The following is a 23645-nucleotide window of genomic DNA, read 5'->3' as shown; positions in this document are numbered from 1 at the left end:
ACCGGCCATGGTTCCCACCGAGAATTCCGAGCTGGTGCAGTCGGTCGTGGAGTCGTATCTGCTCGACGGACCACGCCGCTACAGCAGGAACGAGGTTGCCGCGCAGGCCGGGGCGTCGACGCGGCTCACCGGGCGGCTGTGGGGGGCGCTCGGCTTTCCTGCTGTCGCCGACGACGCCGTCGACTACACCGACGCCGATGTCGCCGCGGTCCGTAATTTCCGCGCGCTGAATGTACTGTCCGCGGCCGACGCCAGGCAGCAGGCCGCGACGGTGCGCACCCTCGGCCAGGGCGTGGCCCGGCTCGCGGAATGGCAGGTCGACCTGGTGCTCGCGGAGATCAACGCCCGCATTGCCGAGGCCGAGCCGGGCGCCGACCAGGCCGATACGGTCCGCACCGCCACCGAAGCGGCGATTTCGACGCTCGAACATCTCAACGTTTACGCCTGGCGCCGCCACCTCGCTGCCGCGCTCGCCCGGTCACTCGACCCGGGGACAACGGCGGGTGAATCCGTCCGCGAGTTGGCGGTCGGCTTCGCCGATATGGTCGGCTATACCCGGCTGACCAGGCATCTGCACCCCGATGAACTCGCGATGCTGCTCGAAGCGTTCGAATCGACCACGACCGCGGCGATCACCGAGAACGGCGGCTGGGTGATCAAGAACGTCGGCGACGAGGTCATGTTCGCCGCTGAGGATCCGGCCGATGCCGCACGGATCGCACTGGCGATCCAGGAAAGCACCATGATGGTCGGCGGTACCCCCGAGCTGCGCGTCGCCGTCGCCTACGGGCCCGTCCTACAGCGCTTCGGCGACCTGTACGGCTCCGTGGTGAACATCGCATCCCGCCTCACCGGCGTCGCCCGCCCCGGCACCGTGCTCGTCGACGACGAAGCCGCCACTGCCCTGGCCGACAACCCCCAGTTCGACATCCGTAATCTCCGCAGTGTCCGCGTCCGCGGCTTCAACCGGTTGCGCCCGCACACCCTGCGCCGCAACGGCAAGAACAGGTAACCAACCACAACCTCGCCGCAGCCGGGCACCACTCGTCGCCGGGCGTGGAAATGCGGCCCCTAAGCTCGTCGGGTGGATGTGGACTGGGCGCAGGTGCGGCGGCAGTGTGTCGTGTTCGAGGACGCGGCGGTGGTGGCGTTGAACAAGCCCGCCGGGATTTCCGTGACCGGGGAACGTCACGACAGCGATCTCGTCGAGGCCGCCGCGGCGGCGGGCGAGACGCTGTATCCGGTGCATCGGATCGATAAAGTGACCTCCGGGTTGGTGTTGCTCGCCAAAGAGCTCGGCGCGCACGGACAGTTGACCAGGCAGTTCAACAAACAGACCGCAGAGAAGGCGTATCTGGCCATCGTCGAGTCGACGGGGCTGCCCGACCGCGGGATCATCGAGCTGCCGCTGAGCGTCGGACGGAAGAACCGGGTCCGCATCGCAGCGCCGCGCGAGAGCATCCGCACCGCGGCGGATCGCTGGTTCGTCGACCCGGCAGACCTGTTGGACACCAAGAACTATCCGTCGATCACCCGGTTCCTGACAGTTCACCGCGACGAGGACCACACCGTGCTCGCACTGCGCCCGATTACCGGCCGCCGCCACCAGATCCGCGTGCACCTGGCCTGGATCGGGCATCCGATCGTCGGCGACCCATTGTTCGACAAGTCCGGCCGCCACGAGCGCACGCACCTGCACTCATGGCAGCTCGGCTTGGCCGCACCGTGGCGCACTCCCCCGGAGCTCGCGCTGACGGCGACGCCGGGCCCGGATTTCTGGCTGCCCGTGCGCGCCGAGCAGCACGACGCCGAGGCGATCCTCGACCGAGCCGACCAACTGCTGCGCGACAGGTAGTTCCGCGGCGCGACCAGAGCCGGGGTCTGCGCAGTCGCAGCACTGACTTAGATGCCTCAGCTGCAACCGCTGCGCAACAAGCGATTTCACGGCATTCGTCGAGCCCGGCGACACTGACATAATTTTCAGCTCAGCCGACAAACGTGGCACAACAAGCGATTCCACAGCAGTCGTCGACCCGGCAACCGAGCGGACCCAGCGACACTGACATCGGATCCCAGCACCGACAAACGGCGCGCGACGGGCGATACCAGCGCAGTAGCCGCGAACCGATTCAGTGCGGCCAGTTCGGCGAACGGCCGAGGATGGCGACGATTTCGTCGAGGGTGGAGTCACCGGACCAGGCGATTTCCGGGGCGAAGGCCGCGCCGGGAGCTAAGCGGGCTTTGCCGTCGGGGACGGCTTCTGCGACGACGAGTGCCGCGGCCAGCAGGCGGTCCTCGAAACTTACTGTCCGGCCGAGAGTTCGGGCGACATCCCAGGAGTGCACGACATAGTCGATGAAGTGGAAGCCGATGGCTTGGGCGCCGGAGAATTCGAAGGCCGTGGTGAATTCCGGCAGCGGGAACTTCCGTTCGGGCACACCGTCTTCGGCGAAGGCCGCGATGACGTGCTCCGCGGCCGCCCGGTAGCTCTCGGCGGGGTCCTCGCCGAGCCGGCGCGGCTTCCACAGCGCCGGATCGCCCTCGCCTCGCGAAGCGGCCGCGAAGCCGTAGTGCTGGGCGATCATGTGCGTCAGCAGGCCGTGCAGCGTCCAGTCGGCGCAGGGCGTCGGCTTGGTGAGATCGGCCGTGGTGACGTGCGATACCAGTTCTATGCTGGCCCGCACCGCCAGTGCGTCGAGCGCGACCAGATCGGCATCGGCGCCGATGGCATCCAGGGTGCGCTGTTCGGCGCGGTCGTCCGAATCGGTGGTCATGTCGTGATCCTCCTCCAATAATAAGCTCACGCATATCGTATGTATGCACTTACTATTTGTATAGCAGTATTTTCTATCTATGCCCGAAGCCAAGCGCCCAGATCTCGCCGCGATGATCGTGCCGCTCGGCCGCGCGCTCGCCGCGGCAGAGCTGCCCGTGCTCGAGCGCCACAACCTGACCATGTGGGGCTACGTGGTGCTGCTCGGACTCGGCGACGAACCCGTCTATACCCAATCCGCGCTGGCCAAGGCGATCCGTGCGGACAAAACCCGCATCATCGGCGTGCTCGACGAACTACAACAGCGCGGGCTCATCCACCGCGCACCCGATCCCGCCGACCGGCGCGCCCACCTGGTGTCGCTGACGGCCGCCGGCCGCAGCACCCGCGAACGCGCGCAACGCGAGATCCAAGAGCAGGAAGACCGACTGCTCGCCCAGCTGAGTCCAGCAGATCGGCGCGCGTTCCTGCGCGCCTTGCAGACGCTCGCCGCAGCGACCGCGCAGCAATGACGCGGCGCGGCCCGATCGCGACAGCAGGCGTGAGTGCCGACACAGACCGCCGATATGGTTTCGGCCGGTGGCGAGCCTCACGGCGACGCGTAATGCGCAGGTCATCTAGCCTGATGGCGTGCCGTCGACACGACGCGGGCACACTCTGACGCAACGGAGCGATCCCCCAGAGAAAGCGAACGCCGATGATCCTGGTGGCTCAGGTCAGCGATACCCATTTCGATCTCGGCGCCCGCAACGCCGAACGCGTCGAACGGGCGCTGGCGTTCCTCACCGACCTGCGACGCAAGCCCGACGCCATCCTGCTGACCGGCGACATCACCGATTCCGGCAAGCCCGATCAGTACGCCGAAGCGCGCGCGGCGCTGCGCGTCGATATCCCGGTGTACGCCATCCCGGGCAATCACGATGATCGCGCCGCCTTCCGCACCGAACTGCTCGGCGAACCGGCTTCGACCGCACCGATCAACCACGCGCACCGCGTCGGCGAATTGACCGTCGCGCTGCTGGATTCGACCATCCCCGGCCAGGCGGGTGGCCGCCTGAGCGACGAGACCTACGACTGGCTGCGTGGCGTGCTGGCCACGACTCCCGCCGACGCACCCGTGCTGCTCGCGCTGCATCACCCGCCCGCCCAGCTCTTCAGTCCTGTCGTCGATGACATCTCACTGACCGAGCCCGATCGCCTCGCCGAACTGGTCGCCGGCGACCAGCGCATCGTCGGCGTCGTCACCGGCCACGCCCACTCCGCGGTGGCGACGACCTTCGCCGGGCGACCGCTGCTCGTGGCCCCGAGCACTGCGTCCGTGCTCGGCGGCGAATGGGAACTCGACCTCCCCGACCACGTGATGGACTACGCTCCGGATCCCGCCCTCGCCCTGCACGTCATCGACGAAAACCACCGCATGACAACGCATTTCCGCAGCGTTCCGATGGGCGGCTGGATCGGAGTCCAACCGAACTGACCGCTATCGCCGCAGCGCGCGCTCGCGCCGGTAGGCGGCGGGGGTTGCACCGGTCCAGCGTTTGAACGCGAAAATGAAGGTCGAAGACTCGGCGTAACCGAGGCGGATGGCGACGTCACTCACCGAAAGCGGTGTGGCGGTGAGCATTTCCTCCGCGAGGGCGCGGCGCACCTCGTCGAGCAGGGCACGATAGCTGGTGCCTGCGGCGTCCAGGTGGCGACGCAGCGTGCGGGTGCTCACATTGAGATTGCGTGCGACGGTGTCGATTCCGGCCGGTGCGGCGAATCCGTCGGCACCGCCGGGCACCAGCAGCTCGCGCACCTCTGCCGCGATGCCGGTGCGGGCACGGCGGCGGTCGACCAGATCACGGCATTGTGCGAGACAAATCGCCCAGGTGTGCTCGTTCGCCTGCGGCAGTGGCTGTTCCAGCATCGCGGGCTCGATGGCGAACAGGTTGTGCATACGCCCGAACTCCGCTCGCACCCCCAAGACCTGCGTGAGCCGGTCGGCGTATGCCGGTTCGGCGAAACGGAATTCGGCGCGCACGAGCGGGGCAGGCGTGCCGAGCAGGTCGCTCATGACCTGATGCATGGCGGTCACGTCGCGTTCCACCAGGAACTGGCGCACGTCGGCGGGGATCGACTCGTCGTGCACCCAGGCGACGAATTCGCCTGCCCGCCATTGCGCGACGGGCAGGCAGAAGGTGAAACTCAGCTCGAGATAGCGCAGCGCGAACAGGATCGCCTCGCCGAGAGTGGGGCTGCTGACGCAGGCGAAGCCGAAGATCCCGAAGGTGGTGATCCGGTAGCGGCGGCCGACCTCGACGCCGAGGGCGGGACGGTCGGCCAGCTCGCGCACCAGGTTGCGCACCACGGCGAGCTCGATGTGCGCGTCGATCTGCGCGTCCGGGTCCCGCAGCGTCGCCTCGGTCAGCCCGGTGCCCGCGAGCATCCGCGTCGTGGACACGCCCTGCTCACCCGCATAGCCGACCATGAGCACCACGCTGGCGATCCCACGCGGGAAGTTCCAGTCGCGGATTCCCGGATCCTGCACCCGTTCCACAGGAGCCATTATGGCCGAAAATCTCGATCCCCGATGCCGGGCGGTCCTAGAGTGGTAGGGAAAGCACTGCTGTGAGGGGTGTCACATGGACGCGGACAATCGGCCGTCGGTCATCATCATCGGATCCGGCTTCGGCGGCATCGGGATGGCCATAGAACTGCGCCGTAACGGTTTCGACGACATCACCATCCTGGAGCGGGCCGCCGACATCGGCGGCGTCTGGCGGGAGAACACCTATCCCGGCGCCGCCTGTGACGTGCCGTCGCCGCTGTATTCGTTCTCCTACGAGCCCAAGCCGGACTGGCCGCAGCGCTACTCCGGCCGGGCCGCCATCCACGACTACCTGCGCGGTGTCGCCGACCGGCACCACCTGCTCGAGCGCATCCACTTCGGCGCCGAGGTGACCGACGCCGAGTTCGACGACAGCACGGGCCGCTGGACAGTGCGGACCACCGACGGGATCGCGAGAACCGCCGATGTGCTGATCCCCGCCGTCGGTCAGCTCTCACGCCCCGCCATGCCCGATATCCCCGGCATCGACACCTTCGCAGGCCAGGCCTTCCACTCCGCCGAATGGGACCACAGCGTCGAACTCGCCGGGAAACAGGTGGCCTGCATCGGCACCGGTGCCAGCGCCATCCAATACATCCCGGAGATCCAGCCGTCGGTCGCCCACCTCACGCTGTTCCAGCGCACGCCGGCCTGGGTGCTGCCCAAGTTCGACACCGACTACAAGCCGATCCAGCACAAACTATTCGCACGGGTGCCCGGCGCACTGCTGGCCGAACGATTCGGGTGGTGGGCCATCGCCGAATTCGTGGCGCTCGGACTCGTCGAGTTCCCGCGGATCGCCGGGCTGGTCGGCGGCATCGCGACACGGCATCTGGAAGAGCAGATCGCCGATCCGGAACTGCGCGCCAAGCTCAGCCCGGACTATCCGATCGGCTGTAAGCGCGGGCTGTTCTCCAACGACTATTTCCCCGCGCTGACCCAGCCGAACGTGCAGGTGGAGACCGCGGCGATCACCGAGATCACCCCCGACGGCCTGCGCACCGCCGACGGCAAGGCACACCGAGCGGATGTGATCATCTACGGGACCGGCTTCAAGGGCACCGAATTCCTGTGGCCCATCAGCATCTACGGCCGCGCGGGCCGCAAACTCTCCGATGCCTGGCAGGGCGGCGCGCACGCCTACTACGGCATCACGGTGCCGGATTTCCCGAATCTGTTCCTCGTCTACGGGCCGAACACCAATCTCGGCGTCGGCTCGATCATCTACATGATCGAATCCCAGGCCCGCTACATCCGCAAAGCGATCGAACTGCTCGCCACCAGCCCCGGCCACTACCTCGAGGTACGCGCCGAGCCGGAACAGCAGTTCAACACCGCCCTGCAACAGCGCCTGGCCAAAACCCCGTGGAACTTCTGCTCCAGCTGGTACCGCAATGCATCGGGTCGCATCACCAACAACTGGCCGGGCACCCAGATCAGCTACCGCCGCAAACTCCGCAGGGTGAACGCCGCCGACTACACCCTGACTCCTGCTGCCTGACCCCGCGGTCGCAGGGCAGCCATGTGCTGGCGCCGCCCCCGGCCCGCACCACAACGGGGCCCTATCGAGGCGACGGGCGACCCCCATCCTCGGCGGGCCCGAGCACGGCGAGGTTCGAACGGGCAGACTTGTTGCGTGAATGATCTGCCCTCGGCCGTAGGCCCCATCGAGCGCGGACCGCTGCGCCCGATCGAATTGGCCACCGGTGCGGTGCTGGGCGGTGTCACGGTAGGGCTGGTCACGATCGGATCGGTGATCCCGTTCGCCGCCGGACTACAACTGGTCGCCGCAGTGCCGCTCGGCCTGCTGGCCTACCGCTATCGCCTGCGTGCCCTGCTTACCGCCACCATCGCCGCGGCACTGGTCACCTTCGTCGCCGCGGGCATCGCGCCGGCCATCGGCCTGGTGAGCTCCGCCACTCTCGCGGGCATTATCGGCACGGTCAAGCGACGTGGCGGCGGGCTGTTCGCGGTGCTCGGACTCGCGGTGCTCGCCGGGCTGGCGTGGGCCGCCTTCGCCGTCGGAAACCTGCTGATTTTCTCCCGGTCCCGCAACCTGCTGTTCGACAGCATCCGCAATCTCGCCCACGGCTTCGAGAACCTCGCGGCGCGGCAGCCACAGCTGGAGCCGCTCGGCCGGCTGGCCGCCGACCTCACCGATTCCGTGATCGCATCGTGGTGGGTCTGGTTCGCCGCGGCGGTGACCGTCGGGATCGTGCTGAGCGCGGTGTTCTCCTGGTTCGTCCTCGGCTCGGTATTGGACCGGCTTGCCGATCTGCCCGGCCGCGATCGGCTCGATGCGCCGCCCGACGACCGCCCCATCGCACCGCTGCCGGTGACACTGCGCGATGTCACCTTCCGCTACCCGGGGGCGGCGGTGGACGCCTTGCACGGCATCGACCTCACCGTCTCCATCGATGAGTTCGTGGCGATCGTGGGCCACAACGGCTCCGGCAAATCGACGCTGACCCGGTTGCTTGCCGGCCACCCACCGACTTCGGGCACCGTGCTCCGTCCGGGATCCGCAGGTCTGGGCCACCTCGGCGGGACCGCGCTGGTGCTGCAGCGGCCCGAGAGCCAGACCCTCGGCGTACTCGTGGCCGACGACGTGGTGTGGGGCCTGTCCGAGGAGCTGGCCGCCGCGGTCGACATCGACGCGCTGCTGCGCGAGGTCGGCCTCGACGGCATGGGCGACAAGGAGACCGCCACCCTCTCCGGCGGCCAGCAGCAGCGGCTCGCGGTCGCCGCGGCGCTGGCGCGACGTCCGGCGCTGCTCATCGCCGACGAGGCCACCTCGATGATCGATCCCGAAGGCCGTCGGGACCTGGTCACGCTGCTGGCCGGACTGCCGAAACGACACCACATGGCGGTGGTGCTGGTGACCCACCACGAAGCCGATGCCGCGGCCGCCGATCGGGTGGTGCACCTATCGAGCGGGCGCACGGTCGAACACTTGCCCGCCTGGCCACTGCCGGTTCGTGACGCGCGCCGCAGACCCATGGGCGAGCCGGTGCTCGAGCTACGCGATGTCCGGCACACCTACAACCGTGGAACACCTTGGGAGACACCGGCATTGCACTCGGTGGACCTCTCGGTCCGGCGCGGTGAAGCGCTGCTGATCGTCGGCGGCAATGGATCGGGCAAATCCACCCTCGCCTGGATCATGGCCGGACTGATCGAACCGAGCTCGGGCTGCTGCGAACTCGCGGGCAAGCCGATCGCCAAACGAATCGGCCGAGTCGCGCTGGCGTTCCAACATTCTCGGTTGCAGATGCAGAAGCAGACGGTCGGCGCGGAGATCGCCGACTGGGGCGGGCGGGCCACCGGCTCCGGCGCGGTCGGGCGCGCCTTGGATGCCGTCGGCCTGGATCGGCGGCTGGCCGCGCGATCTATCGAGGAACTCAGCGGTGGGCAGGCGAAGCGGGTGGTGCTCGCGGCCATCGTGGCCAGCCACCCGCAGGTCGTCGTACTCGACGAACCGCTCGCAGGCCTGGACCCCGAGGGTCGCGCCGATGTCGTCGAGCTCCTTGCCCGCCTGCGCGATTCCGGTCTCACCCTGATCGTCATCTCGCACGACGTCAACGATCTGGCCGGCGTGTGCGACCGGACCGTGCACTTACAGTCTGGACGCATCCTCGGGGCCGCGCCGGTGCCCAACCTCGCGAATGTGTCCGAGATATCCGCACAACACCTCGATCCACGTGCCGCGACAGCGTGGCGCCTCGAGCACGGAGGGCGATGATGAGCGCAGTCCTCTTCCGCGAAGTCCCGGTGTCCAGCCCGGTGCACAGCCTCTGGGCGGGCACCAAAATGATTGCGGCGTTTCTGATCAGCCTGCTGCTGATGTTCCAGCCGTCGTGGCCGGTGCTCGGCGTTGTCGTGGTATTTCTGCTGCTGATCGGCGTGATCGCCCGGCTGCCACTCGGCACGCTGCCGCGACTGCCCTGGTGGTTCTGGGCGTTGCTCGGCGGCGGCGCGCTGATGAATATCCCGGTCGGCGGCGCGGCCGTGCTGCGCTATACGCAGATCGCGACGTTCGGTCTGGTCCTGCTCGCCGCCTCGCTCATGATCGCCTGGACCACACCGCTCGGCGATGTCGCCCCCGCCCTCGCCAGGATGGGGGCGCCACTGCGCAGACTTCGGTTGCCCGTGGATGAATGGGCCGTTGTCGTAGCCCTCACGCTGCGCGGTCTGCCGCTGCTCATGGACGAGATGCGGGTCCTACGCGCGGCCCGCAAGCTGCGGCCGAAGGATGGCATGTTGCAACGTGCTGCCGATAATCCGCTGATCGACATCCTCACCGCCGCGATGGCCGTGTCCACCCGCCGCGCAGGCGAATTGGGTGAGGCGATCACGGCCCGCGGCGGCACCGGCCAACTCACCGCGCACCCCAGCGCTCCCGGTCGCCGCGATGCGATGGCGTTGGCCATCGTCGTCGCCGTCTGCGCCGGCGCGATCGGGCTCGATCTGCTGCTCTGACTCGCCGCCGTGGATGCCCGTCCACACCAGCGGACGGGCATCGTCGCCAGGCGGCACTGCTGGTCGCGACCAATGCGTGGCAGATGTCGGATTCGCCCGCGGCAGGGCGATACTGGCCGGTGTGACCGACAGCGACGACGACGTTCCGGCCTGGCAGCGCAGGACAGCGGGTGAGTCACGGATTGCGGCCACCGCAGCGGTGCTGGCGATCGTGGTGTTGCAAGTGCTGCTGCCGAATCAGTTCATGCCGGAGCCCGCTTGGCTGTTGCCCGCGCTGGAGGTGGTGGTGCTCGGGTTCCTCGTGGTGGCGAATCCGGTGCGGATCGACCGCGAGGAGACCTGGCTGCGGTGGGGCGGGCTGGCTCTCATCGTGCTGTTAGCGCTGGCCACTGCGTGGTCGGCGGATCGGCTGGTGGTCGGGCTGATCGATAGGACGCTCAGCGATGACCCGGCGAAATTGCTCGGCTCCGGCGGCGCCATCTGGTTGACCAATGTGGTCGTGTTCGGGTTGGGCTACTGGGAGTTCGACCGCGGTGGCCCCGCCGCGCGAGCGCACGCGCGCAAGACGCTGCCGGACTTCCTGTTCGTGCAGATGCAGAACCCGGAACTGGCCGAGCCCGAATGGGAGCCGCAATTCGTGGACTACCTGTACCTGGCGTTCACCAACGCGACCGCCTTCAGCCCGACCGATGTGATGCCCATGTCACGATGGGCGAAGACGATGATGCTGGCGCAGTCGGCGATATCACTTGTCCTGGCGGCGCTGGTGATCGCGCGCGCGATCAATGTGCTGAACTGACCACAGTCGGCCACGCCTGGCCGTATAGCTAAGCGCTATAGCGGGTTTCGTAACCTGAAACAGAAACGATTACCCCTCAAATCGTGGTCCAAACACCCGTCCGCGCGGTACGGTGACCTTCGCAGTACCTGTTCTCTGGATCACATCAAGTCTCTGCACACACGTTCGGGGGAAGGAATTTCGGCGTGTGTGGTGTTGGGTAGGGCTTGAAACCTGATGAAGATTGGAACACCCCAATGATTCTCCGCAAGATCACCGCGGCCGCAGTCCCGATCGTCGCCGCGGTGGCGGTCGGCGCGGGCACCTCCCATGCGCAACCGGCGCCCGCACCCGGAATCGGGTACGAGACAAAGCTGGTCGGCGGCAAGGTCGTCACCACGCTGACCGGCGGGGTGTTCGAGGTGGCCGGCAATTCAGTCGACATCAAGGACCCGACGGGCAACACGGTGCTCACGCTGCCGCTGTCGTTGCGCCAGGACGGACTCGAGTTCCCGCTGCCGCACGCGGTGCACAACGCGGGCCGGGTGCTCGAGCTGACCCCGGTCAAGGACTACGCGCAGGCCCACCCGACGCCGCTGACCGCAATCGCCTCGCCCGACGAGAACCAGCAAGCACAGGATACGTTCCTGTCGCAGTTCGGAATCGCCACGGCGATAGGCGGTTTCATCGGCACGGTGATCGGCGCCCTGGTCGGACTGACCGGTATCGTCGGTGGTCCGACCGTAGTTGCCAGCGTCGTCGCGGGCGCCGCGATCGGTGGTGTCATCGGCACCATCGTGGTGGGCGGACCCGCGCTGCTGATCGCGGGCATCGACCTGGTCAGCACCCTGGCCGCCCCGCCGGGAACCACGAAGTTCGCGACCCCGACGGTACCGGTTCGCTAGGTCGACAAGTCTTGATACAGGCGTGCATCGAACTCATTCGAGTTCGGTGCGCGGCCTGATCGTTGCCGCCATCGTCCTTTGGCTCCGATGACTTACAGGTCTGGGACGCGTCGACGTCGGAGAACCAGAGGAATCTCGGGCGCTGTCGGGTTCGGTTGCTCGAAGCAGAGCGCGACAAGCGTCCGCGGCCCGGGACTGTCTGATCTTCGGCGGATCTGATCTCATCCGCCGTGGCAGCCGGGGGCGACCGGCACGCCTGCGAACCGGTCGGCGAGATAGCCCATCGCACCAACGGCCTCACCGGCGGCGGTCGGGTTATGGCTCGGCAGCAGCGAATACACGAAGCTGATGTCGGCGCCCTGCGCACAGTATCGGTCGAGTAGTTCGGTGAAGCCCGCGACGGGGATCACGTCGTCGGTCGTGCTGTGGTAGAGGTATGTGGGCGCCTGCGGCGCGCCCGCACCGAGCTCCTGCGGATCGGTGGCCGCCCGGAAGCTCGGGTGCGACAGCAGATTCGGCTCGATCGTGTAATCGTCGACCCGAGCATTGAGGTATTTGACGACCAGGTCCAAACCGCAGGCTGTCGCGTCCTCGGCCAGCATCCTGCGACCCCGGTCATTGAGCATCTCTACGATGCCTGCATCCGGGTTGTTCTGCGCGACCGCGAGCACGACCAACATCGTAAGACCGGCCTGGACAGTGCCGTCCACACCTTGCGCGATGGCGGGCCAGTTCGCGGGCACACCACCGGAGGTAATGCCCGCGAAACGGACGTCGGGTGCATAGTCCGGTTGCAGCTGCGCCGCCCACAGCGTGGCGAACGCGCCACCCGAGTAGCCCCAAGCCCCAAGCGGACTCGTCGGCCCGATCCCGCCCGGCGCGAGGGCGCGGGCAGCGCGAATGCCGTCGAGCACGCCGCGCCCCGAGTTCACCCCGTCCAGGAATCGGGACTGCGGGCCCTCGTAGTCGCTGGTCACCACCGCCCAGCCGCGGAGAAGCGCCGCGGCCATGAACGGGGTGTCGATCCAGGTGCTGATGCCGCCGATCTCCCATCCGCCGCGCAGGGCGTAGGACGGCGCGCACTGGCTGCCGAGGCCGTCTTCGGCGATCTGGTAGGACAGCAGCGGCCTTTCGCCCGGCCCGAACCAGGGCAGGTTCGGCACCATCACGGTGGCAATCCCCGGCACCGGGCGGTCGCTCGCGTCATTGGTCCGGTACTGCACCTGCCACGCCGAAACCGGGAGGGGCAGACCGTAGAGCGGGATCTGCCGCGAGCGCGTGATCGCACCGTCCGGATAGTCGGCCAGGTCGGCGGGCGCGGCGTAGAACGGATCGGCGTCCGGTCGCGGCACATACGCTCCTGCGGCGGGCGCCATCATCACCGAGGCCGAGATCACCATCGCAACAGCAGCGAGAACCCAGGCCGGTGCTGCGGCACGCCACCTTCCACGGAGGATTTTCATCGGGCCTCCAATGTTCCGGACACGGCGCGACACAGTCGCGCCGGGTGCGTCGGCGCCGACTCTGCTCTGCCTCGGGACACCCACGGTACTGCCGAATATCAGACCCGGCAACGGTCACTCGCGGGCAAGCCCACCGCCGCACTCGTCCTGGTCATCCATGGTTACAGTGGGTTCGAAAGTGCCCACCGCACAATCGAATAGCAAGCGCAACCGAATCGCCGCCGGAACGGGTCCGGACGGTGTTCGGAGTATCGAGGATGGAGTTGAGCTGACCTTGCGACACGGCAACGGACTGGACATACCCGAAGAACTCGCCGACGTGTGTGCCCCGCACCGCATGGCCGTCATCGTCTACGACATGCAGGTCGGTGTGCTCAGCCAACTACCGGACAGCGAGGAGATCATCGAGCGGGTCGCGCGCGTAGTCGAGGCGGCCCGCCGCGGCGGCTATCCCGTGATCTTCCTGCGGCATTTCTTCCTGCCGCGCAGGCTGAGCGGAACGTTCGCGCTGCGGATGGCGATGAGCTGGCAGCAGGCGGATTCGGTCGACGACGTGAAGTTCATCCTCCAGCGCGACACCCCGGCCTTCGAACTGGTCCCCGAGCTCCGGCCGACCGCCGACGAGGTGGTGTTCGACAAGACATCGATGTCGGCGTTCGAGGGCACGCCCCTGGCCGCGGTGCTGCGCGACCTCGGCATCGGTGCGTACGCCATCGTCGGGGTTGCGCTGGAGATCGGCATCGCGCCGACGGTCACCCACTCGACCGATCTCGGCTTCGTGCCGATTGTCATCAGCGACGCCTGCGGCGGCCGCGACAAGGAAGCAATGACCCGGGCCTACGACGAATTCGAGTTCCAGGGCCACGCCATGGTGACCGACACCGCGACCATTCTTCCGCTGCTCGCCGGCGAGCCCGCCTGAACTTCGCCTGCGAGGCATTCGTCGACCGGGGAACCGAATGTCCCCGGTCGACTACCGCAATCCGGCGCGCTCAGCCCTCCTTGCGCACTGCCTTCTTGGCAGCTTCCTGAGCGCTGTCGACCTGACCCGCGAACTTGCCGTCGGTCTTCTTGTCGACCAGATCGCCCGCCTTCTCGATGACCGTATCCACCTTGTCGGCGTTCTTCTGGGCCAGGTCCATCGCCTTGTTCGCCAGGTTCTTGAAATCCACAGGGCACTCCTTGTTCGCGAGCCGACACAGTGTCGAGCCGATACATCAGCGAATCAACCGTACCCAAGCGCCACTTACGTTTCGTCGACCAGCGCGAGACCGCAGGCGAACGGGCGCAACGAAGTCGAGTATCTCGAGCCCAGCGCAACGGCCATCCGCGCGGTCGGCGGGATCAGTCCAAGAGTCCCAGCCAGGCCGGGTGCCAGAGTCGGCCGGTTTCGGTCCAGTTCATGAAGCGCACGGTTCCGGTCAGTTCGGGAGTCACCCAGACTGCTTCCTTGCGTTCCTCGGTGGTCAGGTCGTTGTCGAACGGGCTGGTTTTGCGCGCCAATTTCGATAGGCGGGTGGCCAACTCCTTCATGTCGGGCTCGTTGAAGCCGGTGCCGACCCGGCCCACGTAGTACAGCCTGCCCTCGTGCGGGATGCCGACCAGCAGTGATTTGAAATCCCGCGCCGCGCTGCGCCGCCAGCCGCCGATCACCACCTGCTGGGTGCGCCAGTTGCGCTCTTTCACCCAGGAGTGCCCGCGCTTGCCGGGCAGGTAGACCGAGTCCTTGCGCTTGGCGACCACACCTTCCAACCGCTGCTGCCTGCTGTAGTGCAGCGCGTCGGCGCCCGAACCGTCCAACCGCGGCGGCACCAGCATCGAGGGCGCCTGCGCGGCGAGCTCCTCCAGCACCCGCCGACGATCCGAATACCGTTTGCGCACAAGAGAAGTACCGTCGAGGTACAGCACGTCGAAGGCGACGAAGGCGGCCCGCGCGGCATCGGCCTGCAGCAGACCGAGATTGGCGACGCCGTGGTCGTCGAACACCACGGCCTCACCGTCGAGCACGACGTTGTGGCCCGCCAGTTCCGTGGCCAGCGTGCGCATCCCCGAGTATCGACTGGTCACCACATTGCCCGCACGGCTGCGCAAGGTGAGTGTGCCGGACTCGATTTCGGCGATCAGCCGGAAGCCGTCCCACTTGGTCTCGAAGCACCAGTCGGCGGCATCGAGGTCGGCGACCTCGCCGTGGGTTGCCAGCATCGGCTCGAGACCACGCGGAAACGGCGCGGGGCCGCGCGGCCGCGGCGGCGGGGTGAGCGCCTGGGCACCTCCGTTCGGCCTGTCACGTTCGGTGTCATCGGCTGGTGGTGACTGCTCGCGCATCAGATGCATCAGCCACTGATTACCGTTGGTCCGGATCAGGGCGTAGCGCCCCTGCAACCGAGTGCCGTGGAACGTGACGATCACCTCGTCGTCGTGCCATTTCTCGGTCTCGTAGGTGCCCGAATCCCAGATCGTCATTTCGCCGGCACCGTACTGGCCCTTCGGGATCGCACCGTGGAAGTCCAGGTATTCCAGCGGATGGTCCTCGGTGTGCACGGCGAGCCGATTCTGCTCCGACGAGGTCGGCGGGCCCTTCGGCACGGCCCACGACACCAGCACTCCGTCGCGTTCGAGCCGGACGTCCCAATGCAGCCGCCGCGCATGATGTTCCTGAACGACGAACCGATCACCGGTACCCGAAGTCGACACAGCGGCAGGCACCGGCTCGGGTGTCCGCGCCGGATCGCGCATCGACCGGTATTTCGTCAGCGCGTCGGTGTTCGACAGCGGTGGATCGAGCCCGGCGAGCAGATCGCCGTCGTCCTGCCAGCGCGCAAGCACCTCGTCGAAACGCAAGTGCCGCAGCTTTTTCCGATTCTCGATCTCCGACCAACTGCGCGGCGCCGCCGCGTTGGGATGGGCCCGGCCGCGTAGCGAGTACGGCGCGATCGTGGTCTTGGCGGGGTTGTTCTGGCTCCAGTCCAAGAAGACCTTGCCGGTGCGCACCGCTTTCGCCATGGTCGCGGTCACCAGATCCGGGTGCAGCTGTTGGAGATTCGTGGCCACCTGTTTGGCCACCGTGGATGCGCCGCCAGGACTCAACTCGCGGTCCAGTGGCACATAGATGTGAATTCCCTTGCTACCACTGGTAACCGGGAACGCGTGTAGCCCGATGCCCTCGACCATGTCACGCACCGCGAGCGCGACCTTTGCGCATTCGGCCAGGCCCGCACCCGGCCCCGGGTCGAGGTCGAACACCAGCCTGGTTGCGGGACCGATCTCGTCGCCGTCGAAACGCCATTGCGGCACATGGACTTCCAGCGCGGCCTGCTGCCCTAGCCAGGCCAGGCCCGCCTCGGAATCGATCACCGGATAAACCACGCGGCGATCGGAATGCTCGACGGTGTGCCGCTCCAGCCACGACGGAGCGTGTGCGGCAAGGTTTTTCTCGAAGAACGACGGCTCGTCGACGCCGTTGGGCCAGCGTTTCCTGGTCACAGGGCGGCCGGCAATATGCGGAAGCATGGCCGGGGCGATCGCCGAATAATAGGCGATGACCTCGCCTTTTGTTGTTCCGGTCGCGGGATACAGCACCTTGTCGAGGTTGCTCAATTCAACCTCGATGCCCGGCAGGCCCGAGCTGCCACCGAAACTACGGCGGGTCACCATAGCCGAATTTTACTGGCGGGGACCGACACGAACAGGCCCCCGCCGCACATCAAGCCTGCGGACCGGGCTGCTCCGGCGGGACCACCTTCTTGGCGGCCTCCTTGCCCTTCTCGATCTTGTCCGAGTACTTGCCCTTGGTCTTCTCGTCGATGAAGTCACCGGCCTTGTCGACCGCTTCGTTGATCTTGCCGGCGTTCTTGGCCGCCGCGTCCTTACCCTTGCCGACCAGGCCCTTCAGACTGTCCACGAGACTCATGCCATCGTTCCTTCCTGTTGCCTAAGGGAAACTGTTGGACGTAGTCCACCCGCAGCCCGCGCATGGCCGGAGCGAAGGCGGAGGTACGCCTAACAGACACTGTTGGACGTAGTCCACCCGCAGCCCGCGCATGGCCGGAGCGAAGGCGGAGGTACGCCTAACAGAGGTGTTCAACCCACATCTTCCCACCACGCATCCCGTGCCGGGAGGCCATCGGGATGCACGCGCTCCCCCGGCATCGGCACCGCGATCGAGGTGCCCACCGCCCGCGCCGCCTCGGCCATCCTGCGCACCGGCTCCGACCATCCGTGGAAGGCCAGATTGAAGGTCGCCCAGTGAATGGGCACCAGCATGCCGTGGCCCGGGTCGTCGACGCACAGATCGGCGTGGGCGCGCACCGCTTCCTCCGGGTTCATGTGCACATCGGGCCAGCGTTCGTCATAGGCGCCGATCGGCAGCAACGTCAGATCGAACGGACCGAGCGCCGCACCGGCCTCGGCAAAGGCCTTGGTATAGCCGGTGTCTCCGCCGAAATACACCCGACGGGTCGGACCGACGAGGGACCAGGAGGCCCACAGCGTGGTGTTGCGCACCAGACCCCGGCCGGAGAAATGCCGAGCCTCCGTACAGGTGATCACCAGGTCGGTACCGTCCCGCTCGCGACCGAGTGCCGCCAGCGAAATCGAACCGCCCCAATCCAATTCGATGATCCGATGCTCTGGAACACCCCAGTGCCGCAGGTGCGCGCCGATGCCGATGGGTACCAGGAACGGCGCCGCCTGACCGAGCACGAGCTGCCGGACGGTGGCCTTGTCCAGATGGTCGTAGTGATCGTGGGAGATGATCACCGCGTCCACCGGCGGCAGCTCCGACAACGGCGTCGGGACCGGATGCATCCGCGTCGGGCCGACTACCGCCGACGGCGAAACCCGTTCGCTCCATACGGGATCGGTGAGAATCCGGTACCCGTCCACCTCGACGAGCGCAGAAGCGTGCCCGTACCAGGTGACCGCGAGATCGGCGGCCGCCAACGGCACCTCGGGGGTCTCCAGCGGAATCACCCCGCGCGGACGACCAGCATTGCGCCGGGTCAACGCCGAATACAGCAGCGAAAGCGCCGAGCCCGCGACGATCTGGCTACTGGCCTCGGTGTTGTGGAACTGGCGATTGCGGTAGCTCGCGGCACCGGAGGCGTATGGCTGAATGGCCGACATCGAAGCGCCGATCGCGGAGGGGATATCCCACACCGCGCGCGCCACCCATGCGACGCCCAGCACGCCCGCAGCGGCGCCGATGATCGTCTTCAGGTTCATGTCATCGCCCCACGAACTTCGCGGCGCGCTTCTCTTGTCTGGCCAAGCGGCCCTCTCGGGCATCCGCGCTGTTCCACGCGGCATGCAGCGCCGCACGCTGCAGCTGGTTCTCCGGATCGCGGGTGCCGTCGTCGTTGAATACCAGTTTCATGTGGCGCAGCGACAGGGGCGCAAGTCCGGCGATCGACTTCGCCCACGCCTGCGCGTCGGCAAGCGTGCCGAGCTTGTTGGCAAAGCCGAAGGCGTAGGCGTCGGCGGCCGAGATCGGTTCCGCACCCAGCAAGACGGTGCGGGCGGGACCGCCGCCGATCAGCGACGCCAGCCGCCGGACGGTCCAGCGGTCGACCGTGATGCCGAGCTTGGCCGCGGGAATCGCGATGTAGGCATCGGGCTCGAGCACTCGAAGGTCGGAGGCCAAGGCGATCTGCACGCCCGCGCCGAGCGCACCGCCGTTGATCGCGGAGATCACCGGCACCGGAACCGACTCGATGGTGTGCAGCATGTCGAGCAGGCCACTGAGGAACTCGTCGGAGTAGACGCCGGACAGATCCGCGCCCGCGCTGAAGATCGGGCCCCGCCCGGTCAGCACGATCACTCGCGCATCCTGGGCCGCCGTGCGCACCGCTTCGCTCAGCTGTGTCACTAATTCGTTGTTGAGCGCGTTGCGACGCTCCTCACGCTGCAATTCGATGGTGACTACGTCGCCATCGCGGCTGACACCGAGCATTGCGTCCTCCCCAACTGACCGGTTCGAGTGGTTACAGTCAACTCTGCCACAGTCGACGGCACCGACCGGTCAGGCACTAGGAGAAGAGATACGATCGGCGGCTGTGCCGACTGATTTCGACATCCTGGTGATCGGTGCCGGTCAGGCCGGGCTGTCGGCCGGCTACCACTTGCAGCGCCTCGGATTGCGTGCGGAACGCGACTTCCTGATCGTGGACCACGCACCGGGTCCCGGCGGTGCCTGGCAGTTTCGCTGGCCGTCGCTGACGCTGACCACGGTGAACCGGGTACACGATCTGCCCGGTATGTCGTTCGCCGAGACATTGCCAGAGGGATCCGAGTCCGCGCCCGCGGCCACCGCGGTGCCGCGCTATTACGAGCTGTACGAAAAACGGTTCGACCTCAGAGTTCGACGACAGGTGTCGGTCAAGGTCGTCTGTGATCGCCGCGCTGACGGCGATCCGGAGGGCGCTCGAATTCTCAACGTCGAGACCGACTCCGCCGGGACGATCCGGGTGCGTGGGCTGATCAACGGCACCGGAACCTGGGAACATCCGTTCATCCCGCGGTACCCGGGTACGGAGACCTTCGCGGGACGGCAACTGCATACCCGCGACTACCGCACTGCCGACGAATTCACCGGCAAGCATGTCGTCGTGGTCGGCGGCGGTGTCTCGGCCGTACAGCTGCTCGACGAGATCTCCCAGGTCACGACGACCACCTGGGTCACCAGGTCCGAACCGTTATTCCGGGATACCTTCGCCGAGGAAGACGGCCGCACCGCCGTCGCCGTGGTCGAGGACCGCGTGCGGCGGGGACTGCCACCAGGTTCAGTGGTCTCGGTGACGGGACTTCGTCTCGACGACCGGCTGCGGGCCGCGCAGGCCAGGGGTGCGCTGGACCGGCATCCGATATTCCGCAGCATCGAACCGGACGGCGTGCGCTGGGCCGACGGTTCGTTCCAGCACGCGGATGTCATCCTCTGGGCCACCGGATTCCGCAGCGCCCTCGACCACCTCGCGCCACTGCGCCTGCGCGGCCCCGGCGGTGGCATCACTATGACCGGCCGCCTCGCCACCCAGGTCGCGAACGACCCGCGCATTCACCTCATCGGCTACGGCCCGTCAGCGAGCACCATCGGCGCGAACCGAGCGGGTCGCGCCGCCGCGGTGGAGCTCAGCAAGTATCTGGCTATACCAAGCCGGCCGTGAACATCGCCGGGTCGGGGCCGATCCGTGCGCCCTTGTCCAAGGCGTTGATCGCATCCATCTGCTCGGGGGTGAGTTCGAAACCGAAAACGTCGAAGTTGCCGGCGATGCGCGCGGGGGTGACGGACTTCGGGATGACGATGATGCCCAGCTGTAAGTGCCAGCGGATGATCACCTGTGCGGGAGTGCGGTCCACCTCGTTGGCAATGGAGACGATGGTGTGGTCGTCGAGCAGGGTGCCCTGGCCGAGCGGGCTCCACGCCTCGGTGGCGATGGCGTTGTTGTCGTGGAAGGCGCGCAGCTCGCGCTGAGCCAGCCTCGGATGCAACTCGATCTGGTTGACCACCGGGATCTCGCCGGTCTCGCCGATGAGCCGCTCGAGATCGGGGAGGGTGAAGTTCGAGACGCCGATCGACCGGATTCGGCCCTGCGACTTCAATGCCTTGAAGGCGCGGAAGGTGTCGATGTAGCGATCGGCCTGCGCGACCGGCCAGTGGATCAGAAAGAGGTCGAGATATTCCAGGCCGAGTCGCTGCATGCTCGCGTCGAAGGCGCGCAGCGTGGAGTCGTAGCCCTGCTCGGAGTTCCACAGCTTCGTTGTCACGTAGACCTCGTCGCGCGGCAGCCCGAACTCACGGATGGCCCGGCCCGTGCCCTCCTCGTTGCCGTAGATGGCGGCGGTGTCGATGCTGCGGTAGCCGACCTCCAATGCAGCCGTGACCACCGGCAAAACATCATCGGGTGGCACTTGGAATACACCGAAGCCGAGCTGCGGGATTACGTTCCCGTCGTTCAGCACAATCGAGGGGATGGCGCATGTCTCGCTTCTGAAGGTCACCTATCGACGGTAGAAGTGCTACCGCGAGTCGTCAACGACACCACTTGGCGTGTTGGCTCACAATTCGCTGGTGGGGCCTAGATTTACTTCCGGCGATTCGGCTCGGATCGACCTGTCACCGCCCGGGAGACCCAGTCTGCGGTAGCGGTTGTGACGCGCTGCGCGAAGCTCCGCGAGCGGTCGGTCCCGCAGCTCGGTGAGCTCCGCCGCGATGGCGGCGACCATGCGACGGGCGAAATCGACCGGCTCGTCGGCCGCGTCCGGGAGCTCCGGCACGATGCGGTCCACGATGCCGTCCGCGCACAGGTCGGCGGCGCGGATGCGTTGCGCATCGGCCAGCTCCGGCGCATGGTCGATGTCGCGGTAGACGATCGCGCTCGCGCCCTCCGGTGGCAGCGGCGCCAGCCAGCCGTGCGTGGCGGCGAGCACCCGGTCCGCAGGCAGCAGCGCCAGCGCTCCGCCGCCGGTGCCCTGACCGAGCAGCACCGAAATGGTGGGGGTGTCCAGGGTCACCAAATCGGCTATGCAGCGGGCGATTTCGGGAGCGAGTCCGCGCTCTTCCGCCTCCTTCGACAACGCCGCGCCGACCGTGTCGATCACCAGCACCAGCGGCAGCCGCAACTCTTGGGCAAGTGCCATGCTGCGCCTGGCCTCCCGGAGTGCGGCCGGGCCCATGGTGTGCTCGCCCTGCTGGCCCGAGCGGTCGTGCCCGAACACCACGCAGGGCCTGCCTCGAAACCTGGCCAGCGCATGCACGATGGTGCGATCGGATTCGCCCTGACCGGTGCCGCTGAGCGGAACCCGTTGCGTCACATGACGTAAAAGGTCGCGCAGGCCGGGCCGACCCGGGCGGCGCGAGATGGTCACCGACTCCCAAGCCGAGCCTTCGGAGGCTCGGCTCGCGAGATCCGCGCCCTCGAGATCCCCACCATCGTGGTGCCTGGGCGCGGCCCAACCTGGTTCCGCCGCAACAGGATCCGGCACACCGCTGAGTACACTCAAGGCGCGATGCGCGATGCGGCGGAACACCGGCACCGAGACAACGCCGTCGATGACACCACTGTGATAGAGGTTCTCGGCGGTTTGTACACCCTCGGGAAAGTCCTTGCCGTACAACGCTTTGTAGACCCGAGGGCCGAGAAACCCGATCAACGCGCCGGGTTCGGCAAAGGTCATATGCCCCAGCGAACCCCACGAAGCGAACACCCCACCCATGGTCGGATCGCGCAGATACACCAGATAGGGATGGCCCGCGGCCTTATGGGTGGCGACGGCGCCTGCGATCTTCACCATCTGCACGAAGGCAACCGTGCCCTCCTGCATTCTGGTGCCGCCGGACGTCGGCGAAGCAAGCAGCGGCAGGCCGGACGCGGTGGCACGCTCGACCGCCGAGACTATCCGCTCGGCGGCGGCCACCCCGACGGAGCCCGCCAGAAATCCGAACTCACAAGCGATTACGGCCACGCTGCGGCCACGCAAAAGCCCCTCGCCGGTGAGCACCGACTCATCGGTGCCCGCCGCAACCGCGGCCTTACGCAGATCCTCGTGATACCGCCGGGTGGCGGCCACCGCGACGGGTGGCCGATCCCAACTGACAAATGAGTCCGGGTCGAGCAGTTGCCCGAGCAGGTCGCGCGCCGAAATCCTCACCGAGGGAGAATAACTACCCGGTCTTGATTCGACGCGCGCCGCGCGAGCAACTCAGTAGCCCTGCATCACCTTGCGCAGGGCGTACTCGGTCAACGAGACCAGCGCATGCTTGGCGGGCTCACGCCGCCGCGCATCGATCGACAGAATCGGCACATCCGCAGGCACCGCGAGCGCCTGACGGATGTCTTCGATCGGGTAGCGCGGTGCGTCGTCGAACTCGTTGAGCGCAACCAGGAACGGTAGGTTGCGCGCTTCGAAGTAGTCGACGGCCGCGAAGCTGTCCTCGAGCCTGCGGGTGTCGACCAGCACCACGGCGCCGATGGCGCCGCGGATCAGGTCGTCCCACATGAACCAGAACCGATACTGGCCCGGCGTACCGAACAGGTACAGGACCAGATCGTCGGCAAGGCTGATCCGACCGAAGTCCATGGCCACCGTGGTGGTGGACTTCATCGGAACACCTGTCAGGTTGTCGATTCCGGTGCTGGCATTGGTCACCAACGCCTCGGTGCGCAGCGGAACAATCTCCGAAACAGCACCGACCAACGTGGTCTTGCCGACACCGAAGCCGCCGGCGACGACGATCTTCGCCGAGGTTGGCTTGCTGGTTCGGGTATCGACCTGTGCCGTCGAATCAAATACGCCGGAGTCCACTGAGAACCCTTTCGATCAGCTCGCGACGTTCATCGTCGCTGGAATCGTCTTTCAAAGTCGCCGAAACTCGGACGTGCCCGGCCTCGATGAGGTCGGCCACCAGCACCCTGGCCACCCCGATCGGGATACCCAAACGCGCCGCTACCTCGGCAACGGACGGCGATTCTCTGCACAACTCCACGATGGACGTCTCGATGTTGGTCAGTTCGAACTGCCGCTCCAGGGCGACCGGATGCGAGGCGACGAGGGCTTCCAATGCCAACTCGACTGCGGGCCTGGTGCGGCCCGCAGTCAATGAGTATGGGCGTACGAGGCTCGGCTCGGCGCTCCCCATGCGGTGATCGTCTATGTCCATCCC

At 67.0% G+C, this 23645-nt stretch carries 23 protein-coding genes; 11 read left to right on the top strand and 12 right to left on the bottom strand.

All coding sequences use genetic code 11. The annotated features are described in order from the left end of the window. Positions 1–7: 7 nt before the first annotated feature. Together OHA42_RS09060 and OHA42_RS09055 are read left to right on the top strand one after the other, a co-directional pair. Positions 8–1012, top strand: a complete 1005-nt coding sequence (locus OHA42_RS09060) for an adenylate/guanylate cyclase domain-containing protein (protein WP_406236127.1) — start codon at positions 8–10, stop codon at positions 1010–1012. 72 nt (positions 1013–1084) lie between these two features. Then, entirely contained in the window at positions 1085–1855 is a 771-nt protein-coding gene (locus OHA42_RS09055) for an RluA family pseudouridine synthase (RefSeq protein WP_406236124.1), read from the top strand. A gap of 274 nt (positions 1856–2129) precedes the next feature. Here OHA42_RS09055 and OHA42_RS09050 read toward each other — a convergent pair whose 3' ends face one another. Beyond that, positions 2130–2726 carry a TIGR03086 family metal-binding protein gene (locus tag OHA42_RS09050; RefSeq protein ID WP_406239236.1) on the bottom strand — a complete coding sequence of 199 codons (597 nt, stop codon included), beginning with the start codon at positions 2724–2726 and terminating at the stop codon, positions 2130–2132. A 127-nt stretch (positions 2727–2853) separates the two neighbouring features. Between OHA42_RS09050 and OHA42_RS09045 the strand changes: the two genes are divergently transcribed. Next, complete coding sequence (locus OHA42_RS09045) at positions 2854–3285, top strand: MarR family winged helix-turn-helix transcriptional regulator (RefSeq protein WP_406236122.1); 432 nt, start codon at positions 2854–2856, stop codon at positions 3283–3285. 185 nt (positions 3286–3470) lie between these two features. Further along, the gene (locus tag OHA42_RS09040) at positions 3471–4250 is read left to right on the top strand and encodes a metallophosphoesterase (protein ID WP_406236120.1); all 780 of its coding nucleotides are present in this window, start codon (positions 3471–3473) and stop codon (positions 4248–4250) included. 3 nt (positions 4251–4253) lie between these two features. On the opposite strand, the gene OHA42_RS09035 is transcribed toward OHA42_RS09040, so the two are convergent. Further along, positions 4254–5321 (bottom strand): AraC family transcriptional regulator, encoded by a 1068-nt coding sequence (locus OHA42_RS09035; protein ID WP_406236118.1) that lies wholly within the window; start codon positions 5319–5321, stop codon positions 4254–4256. Positions 5322–5397: 76 nt separating this feature from the next. Here OHA42_RS09035 and OHA42_RS09030 point away from each other — a divergent pair, with 76 nt between their 5' ends. The 5 genes from OHA42_RS09030 to OHA42_RS09010 all read left to right on the top strand — a co-directional run bounded on the left by OHA42_RS09030 (position 5398) and on the right by OHA42_RS09010 (position 11525). Beyond that, entirely contained in the window at positions 5398–6864 is a 1467-nt protein-coding gene (locus OHA42_RS09030; protein ID WP_406236116.1) for a flavin-containing monooxygenase, read from the top strand. A gap of 135 nt (positions 6865–6999) precedes the next feature. Continuing rightward, a complete protein-coding gene (locus OHA42_RS09025) occupies positions 7000–9105 on the top strand; it encodes a DUF2232 domain-containing protein (RefSeq protein WP_406236114.1) in 2106 nt (701 codons plus the stop codon). Further along, the gene (locus OHA42_RS09020; RefSeq protein WP_406239234.1) at positions 9105–9842 is read left to right on the top strand and encodes an energy-coupling factor transporter transmembrane component T family protein; all 738 of its coding nucleotides are present in this window, start codon (positions 9105–9107) and stop codon (positions 9840–9842) included. Before OHA42_RS09025 ends, OHA42_RS09020 begins: the two co-directional genes overlap by 1 nt. A 121-nt stretch (positions 9843–9963) precedes the next feature. Beyond that, positions 9964–10641 (top strand): hypothetical protein, encoded by a 678-nt coding sequence (locus tag OHA42_RS09015; protein WP_406236112.1) that lies wholly within the window; start codon positions 9964–9966, stop codon positions 10639–10641. A gap of 236 nt (positions 10642–10877) precedes the next feature. Then, positions 10878–11525 (top strand): ammonium transporter, encoded by a 648-nt coding sequence (locus OHA42_RS09010; RefSeq protein WP_406236110.1) that lies wholly within the window; start codon positions 10878–10880, stop codon positions 11523–11525. 221 nt (positions 11526–11746) lie between these two features. Here the strand turns inward: OHA42_RS09010 and OHA42_RS09005 are convergent, their stop codons facing one another. Next, on the bottom strand, positions 11747–12988 hold the full coding sequence (locus tag OHA42_RS09005; RefSeq protein WP_406236108.1) for a lipase family protein: 1242 nt from the start codon (positions 12986–12988) through the stop codon (positions 11747–11749). Between the two features lie 178 nt (positions 12989–13166). Between OHA42_RS09005 and OHA42_RS09000 the strand changes: the two genes are divergently transcribed. Continuing rightward, positions 13167–13910, top strand: coding sequence for a cysteine hydrolase family protein (locus OHA42_RS09000; protein ID WP_406236106.1), 744 nt, complete (start codon positions 13167–13169; stop codon positions 13908–13910). Positions 13911–13980: 70 nt separating this feature from the next. Here the strand turns inward: OHA42_RS09000 and OHA42_RS08995 are convergent, their stop codons facing one another. The 5 genes from OHA42_RS08995 to OHA42_RS08975 all read right to left on the bottom strand — a co-directional run bounded on the left by OHA42_RS08995 (position 13981) and on the right by OHA42_RS08975 (position 18938). Then, complete coding sequence (locus tag OHA42_RS08995) at positions 13981–14160, bottom strand: antitoxin (protein ID WP_378676621.1); 180 nt, start codon at positions 14158–14160, stop codon at positions 13981–13983. A 172-nt stretch (positions 14161–14332) separates the two neighbouring features. Next, positions 14333–16642: an ATP-dependent DNA ligase gene (locus tag OHA42_RS08990; RefSeq protein ID WP_406236103.1), complete on the bottom strand. Its 2310-nt coding sequence runs from the start codon at positions 16640–16642 to the stop codon at positions 14333–14335. Positions 16643–16691: 49 nt separating this feature from the next. Beyond that, positions 16692–16898 carry an antitoxin gene (locus OHA42_RS08985; RefSeq protein ID WP_328409008.1) on the bottom strand — a complete coding sequence of 69 codons (207 nt, stop codon included), beginning with the start codon at positions 16896–16898 and terminating at the stop codon, positions 16692–16694. Positions 16899–17068: 170 nt separating this feature from the next. Further along, entirely contained in the window at positions 17069–18211 is a 1143-nt protein-coding gene (locus OHA42_RS08980) for an MBL fold metallo-hydrolase (protein WP_406236101.1), read from the bottom strand. A 1-nt stretch (position 18212) separates the two neighbouring features. Continuing rightward, positions 18213–18938: an enoyl-CoA hydratase gene (locus tag OHA42_RS08975; RefSeq protein ID WP_406236099.1), complete on the bottom strand. Its 726-nt coding sequence runs from the start codon at positions 18936–18938 to the stop codon at positions 18213–18215. Between the two features lie 103 nt (positions 18939–19041). Between OHA42_RS08975 and OHA42_RS08970 the strand changes: the two genes are divergently transcribed. Next, on the top strand, positions 19042–20148 hold the full coding sequence (locus OHA42_RS08970) for an NAD(P)-binding domain-containing protein (RefSeq protein WP_406236097.1): 1107 nt from the start codon (positions 19042–19044) through the stop codon (positions 20146–20148). Here OHA42_RS08970 and OHA42_RS08965 read toward each other — a convergent pair. The 4 genes from OHA42_RS08965 to OHA42_RS08950 are packed head-to-tail and all read right to left on the bottom strand — an operon-like array spanning position 20129 to position 23642. Then, a complete protein-coding gene (locus tag OHA42_RS08965; protein ID WP_406236095.1) occupies positions 20129–20983 on the bottom strand; it encodes an aldo/keto reductase in 855 nt (284 codons plus the stop codon). The two genes, OHA42_RS08970 and OHA42_RS08965, sit on opposite strands and share 20 nt — an antisense overlap. A 57-nt stretch (positions 20984–21040) precedes the next feature. Continuing rightward, a complete protein-coding gene (locus OHA42_RS08960) occupies positions 21041–22633 on the bottom strand; it encodes a carboxyl transferase domain-containing protein (protein WP_406236093.1) in 1593 nt (530 codons plus the stop codon). 51 nt (positions 22634–22684) lie between these two features. Beyond that, on the bottom strand, positions 22685–23287 hold the full coding sequence (locus OHA42_RS08955; RefSeq protein WP_328408996.1) for an ATP/GTP-binding protein: 603 nt from the start codon (positions 23285–23287) through the stop codon (positions 22685–22687). Continuing rightward, a complete protein-coding gene (locus OHA42_RS08950) occupies positions 23268–23642 on the bottom strand; it encodes a DUF742 domain-containing protein (RefSeq protein WP_040686485.1) in 375 nt (124 codons plus the stop codon). The genes OHA42_RS08955 and OHA42_RS08950 overlap by 20 nt, the downstream gene beginning before the upstream one ends. Positions 23643–23645 lie beyond the last annotated feature (3 nt).

This window comes from Nocardia sp. NBC_01009 (assembly GCF_045208035.1).
In the GTDB taxonomy this organism is placed as follows: Bacteria; Actinomycetota; Actinomycetes; order Mycobacteriales; family Mycobacteriaceae; genus Nocardia.
Note: the sequence above shows the minus strand (reverse complement) of the source record. Positions and strands in the feature narration are given on the sequence as shown.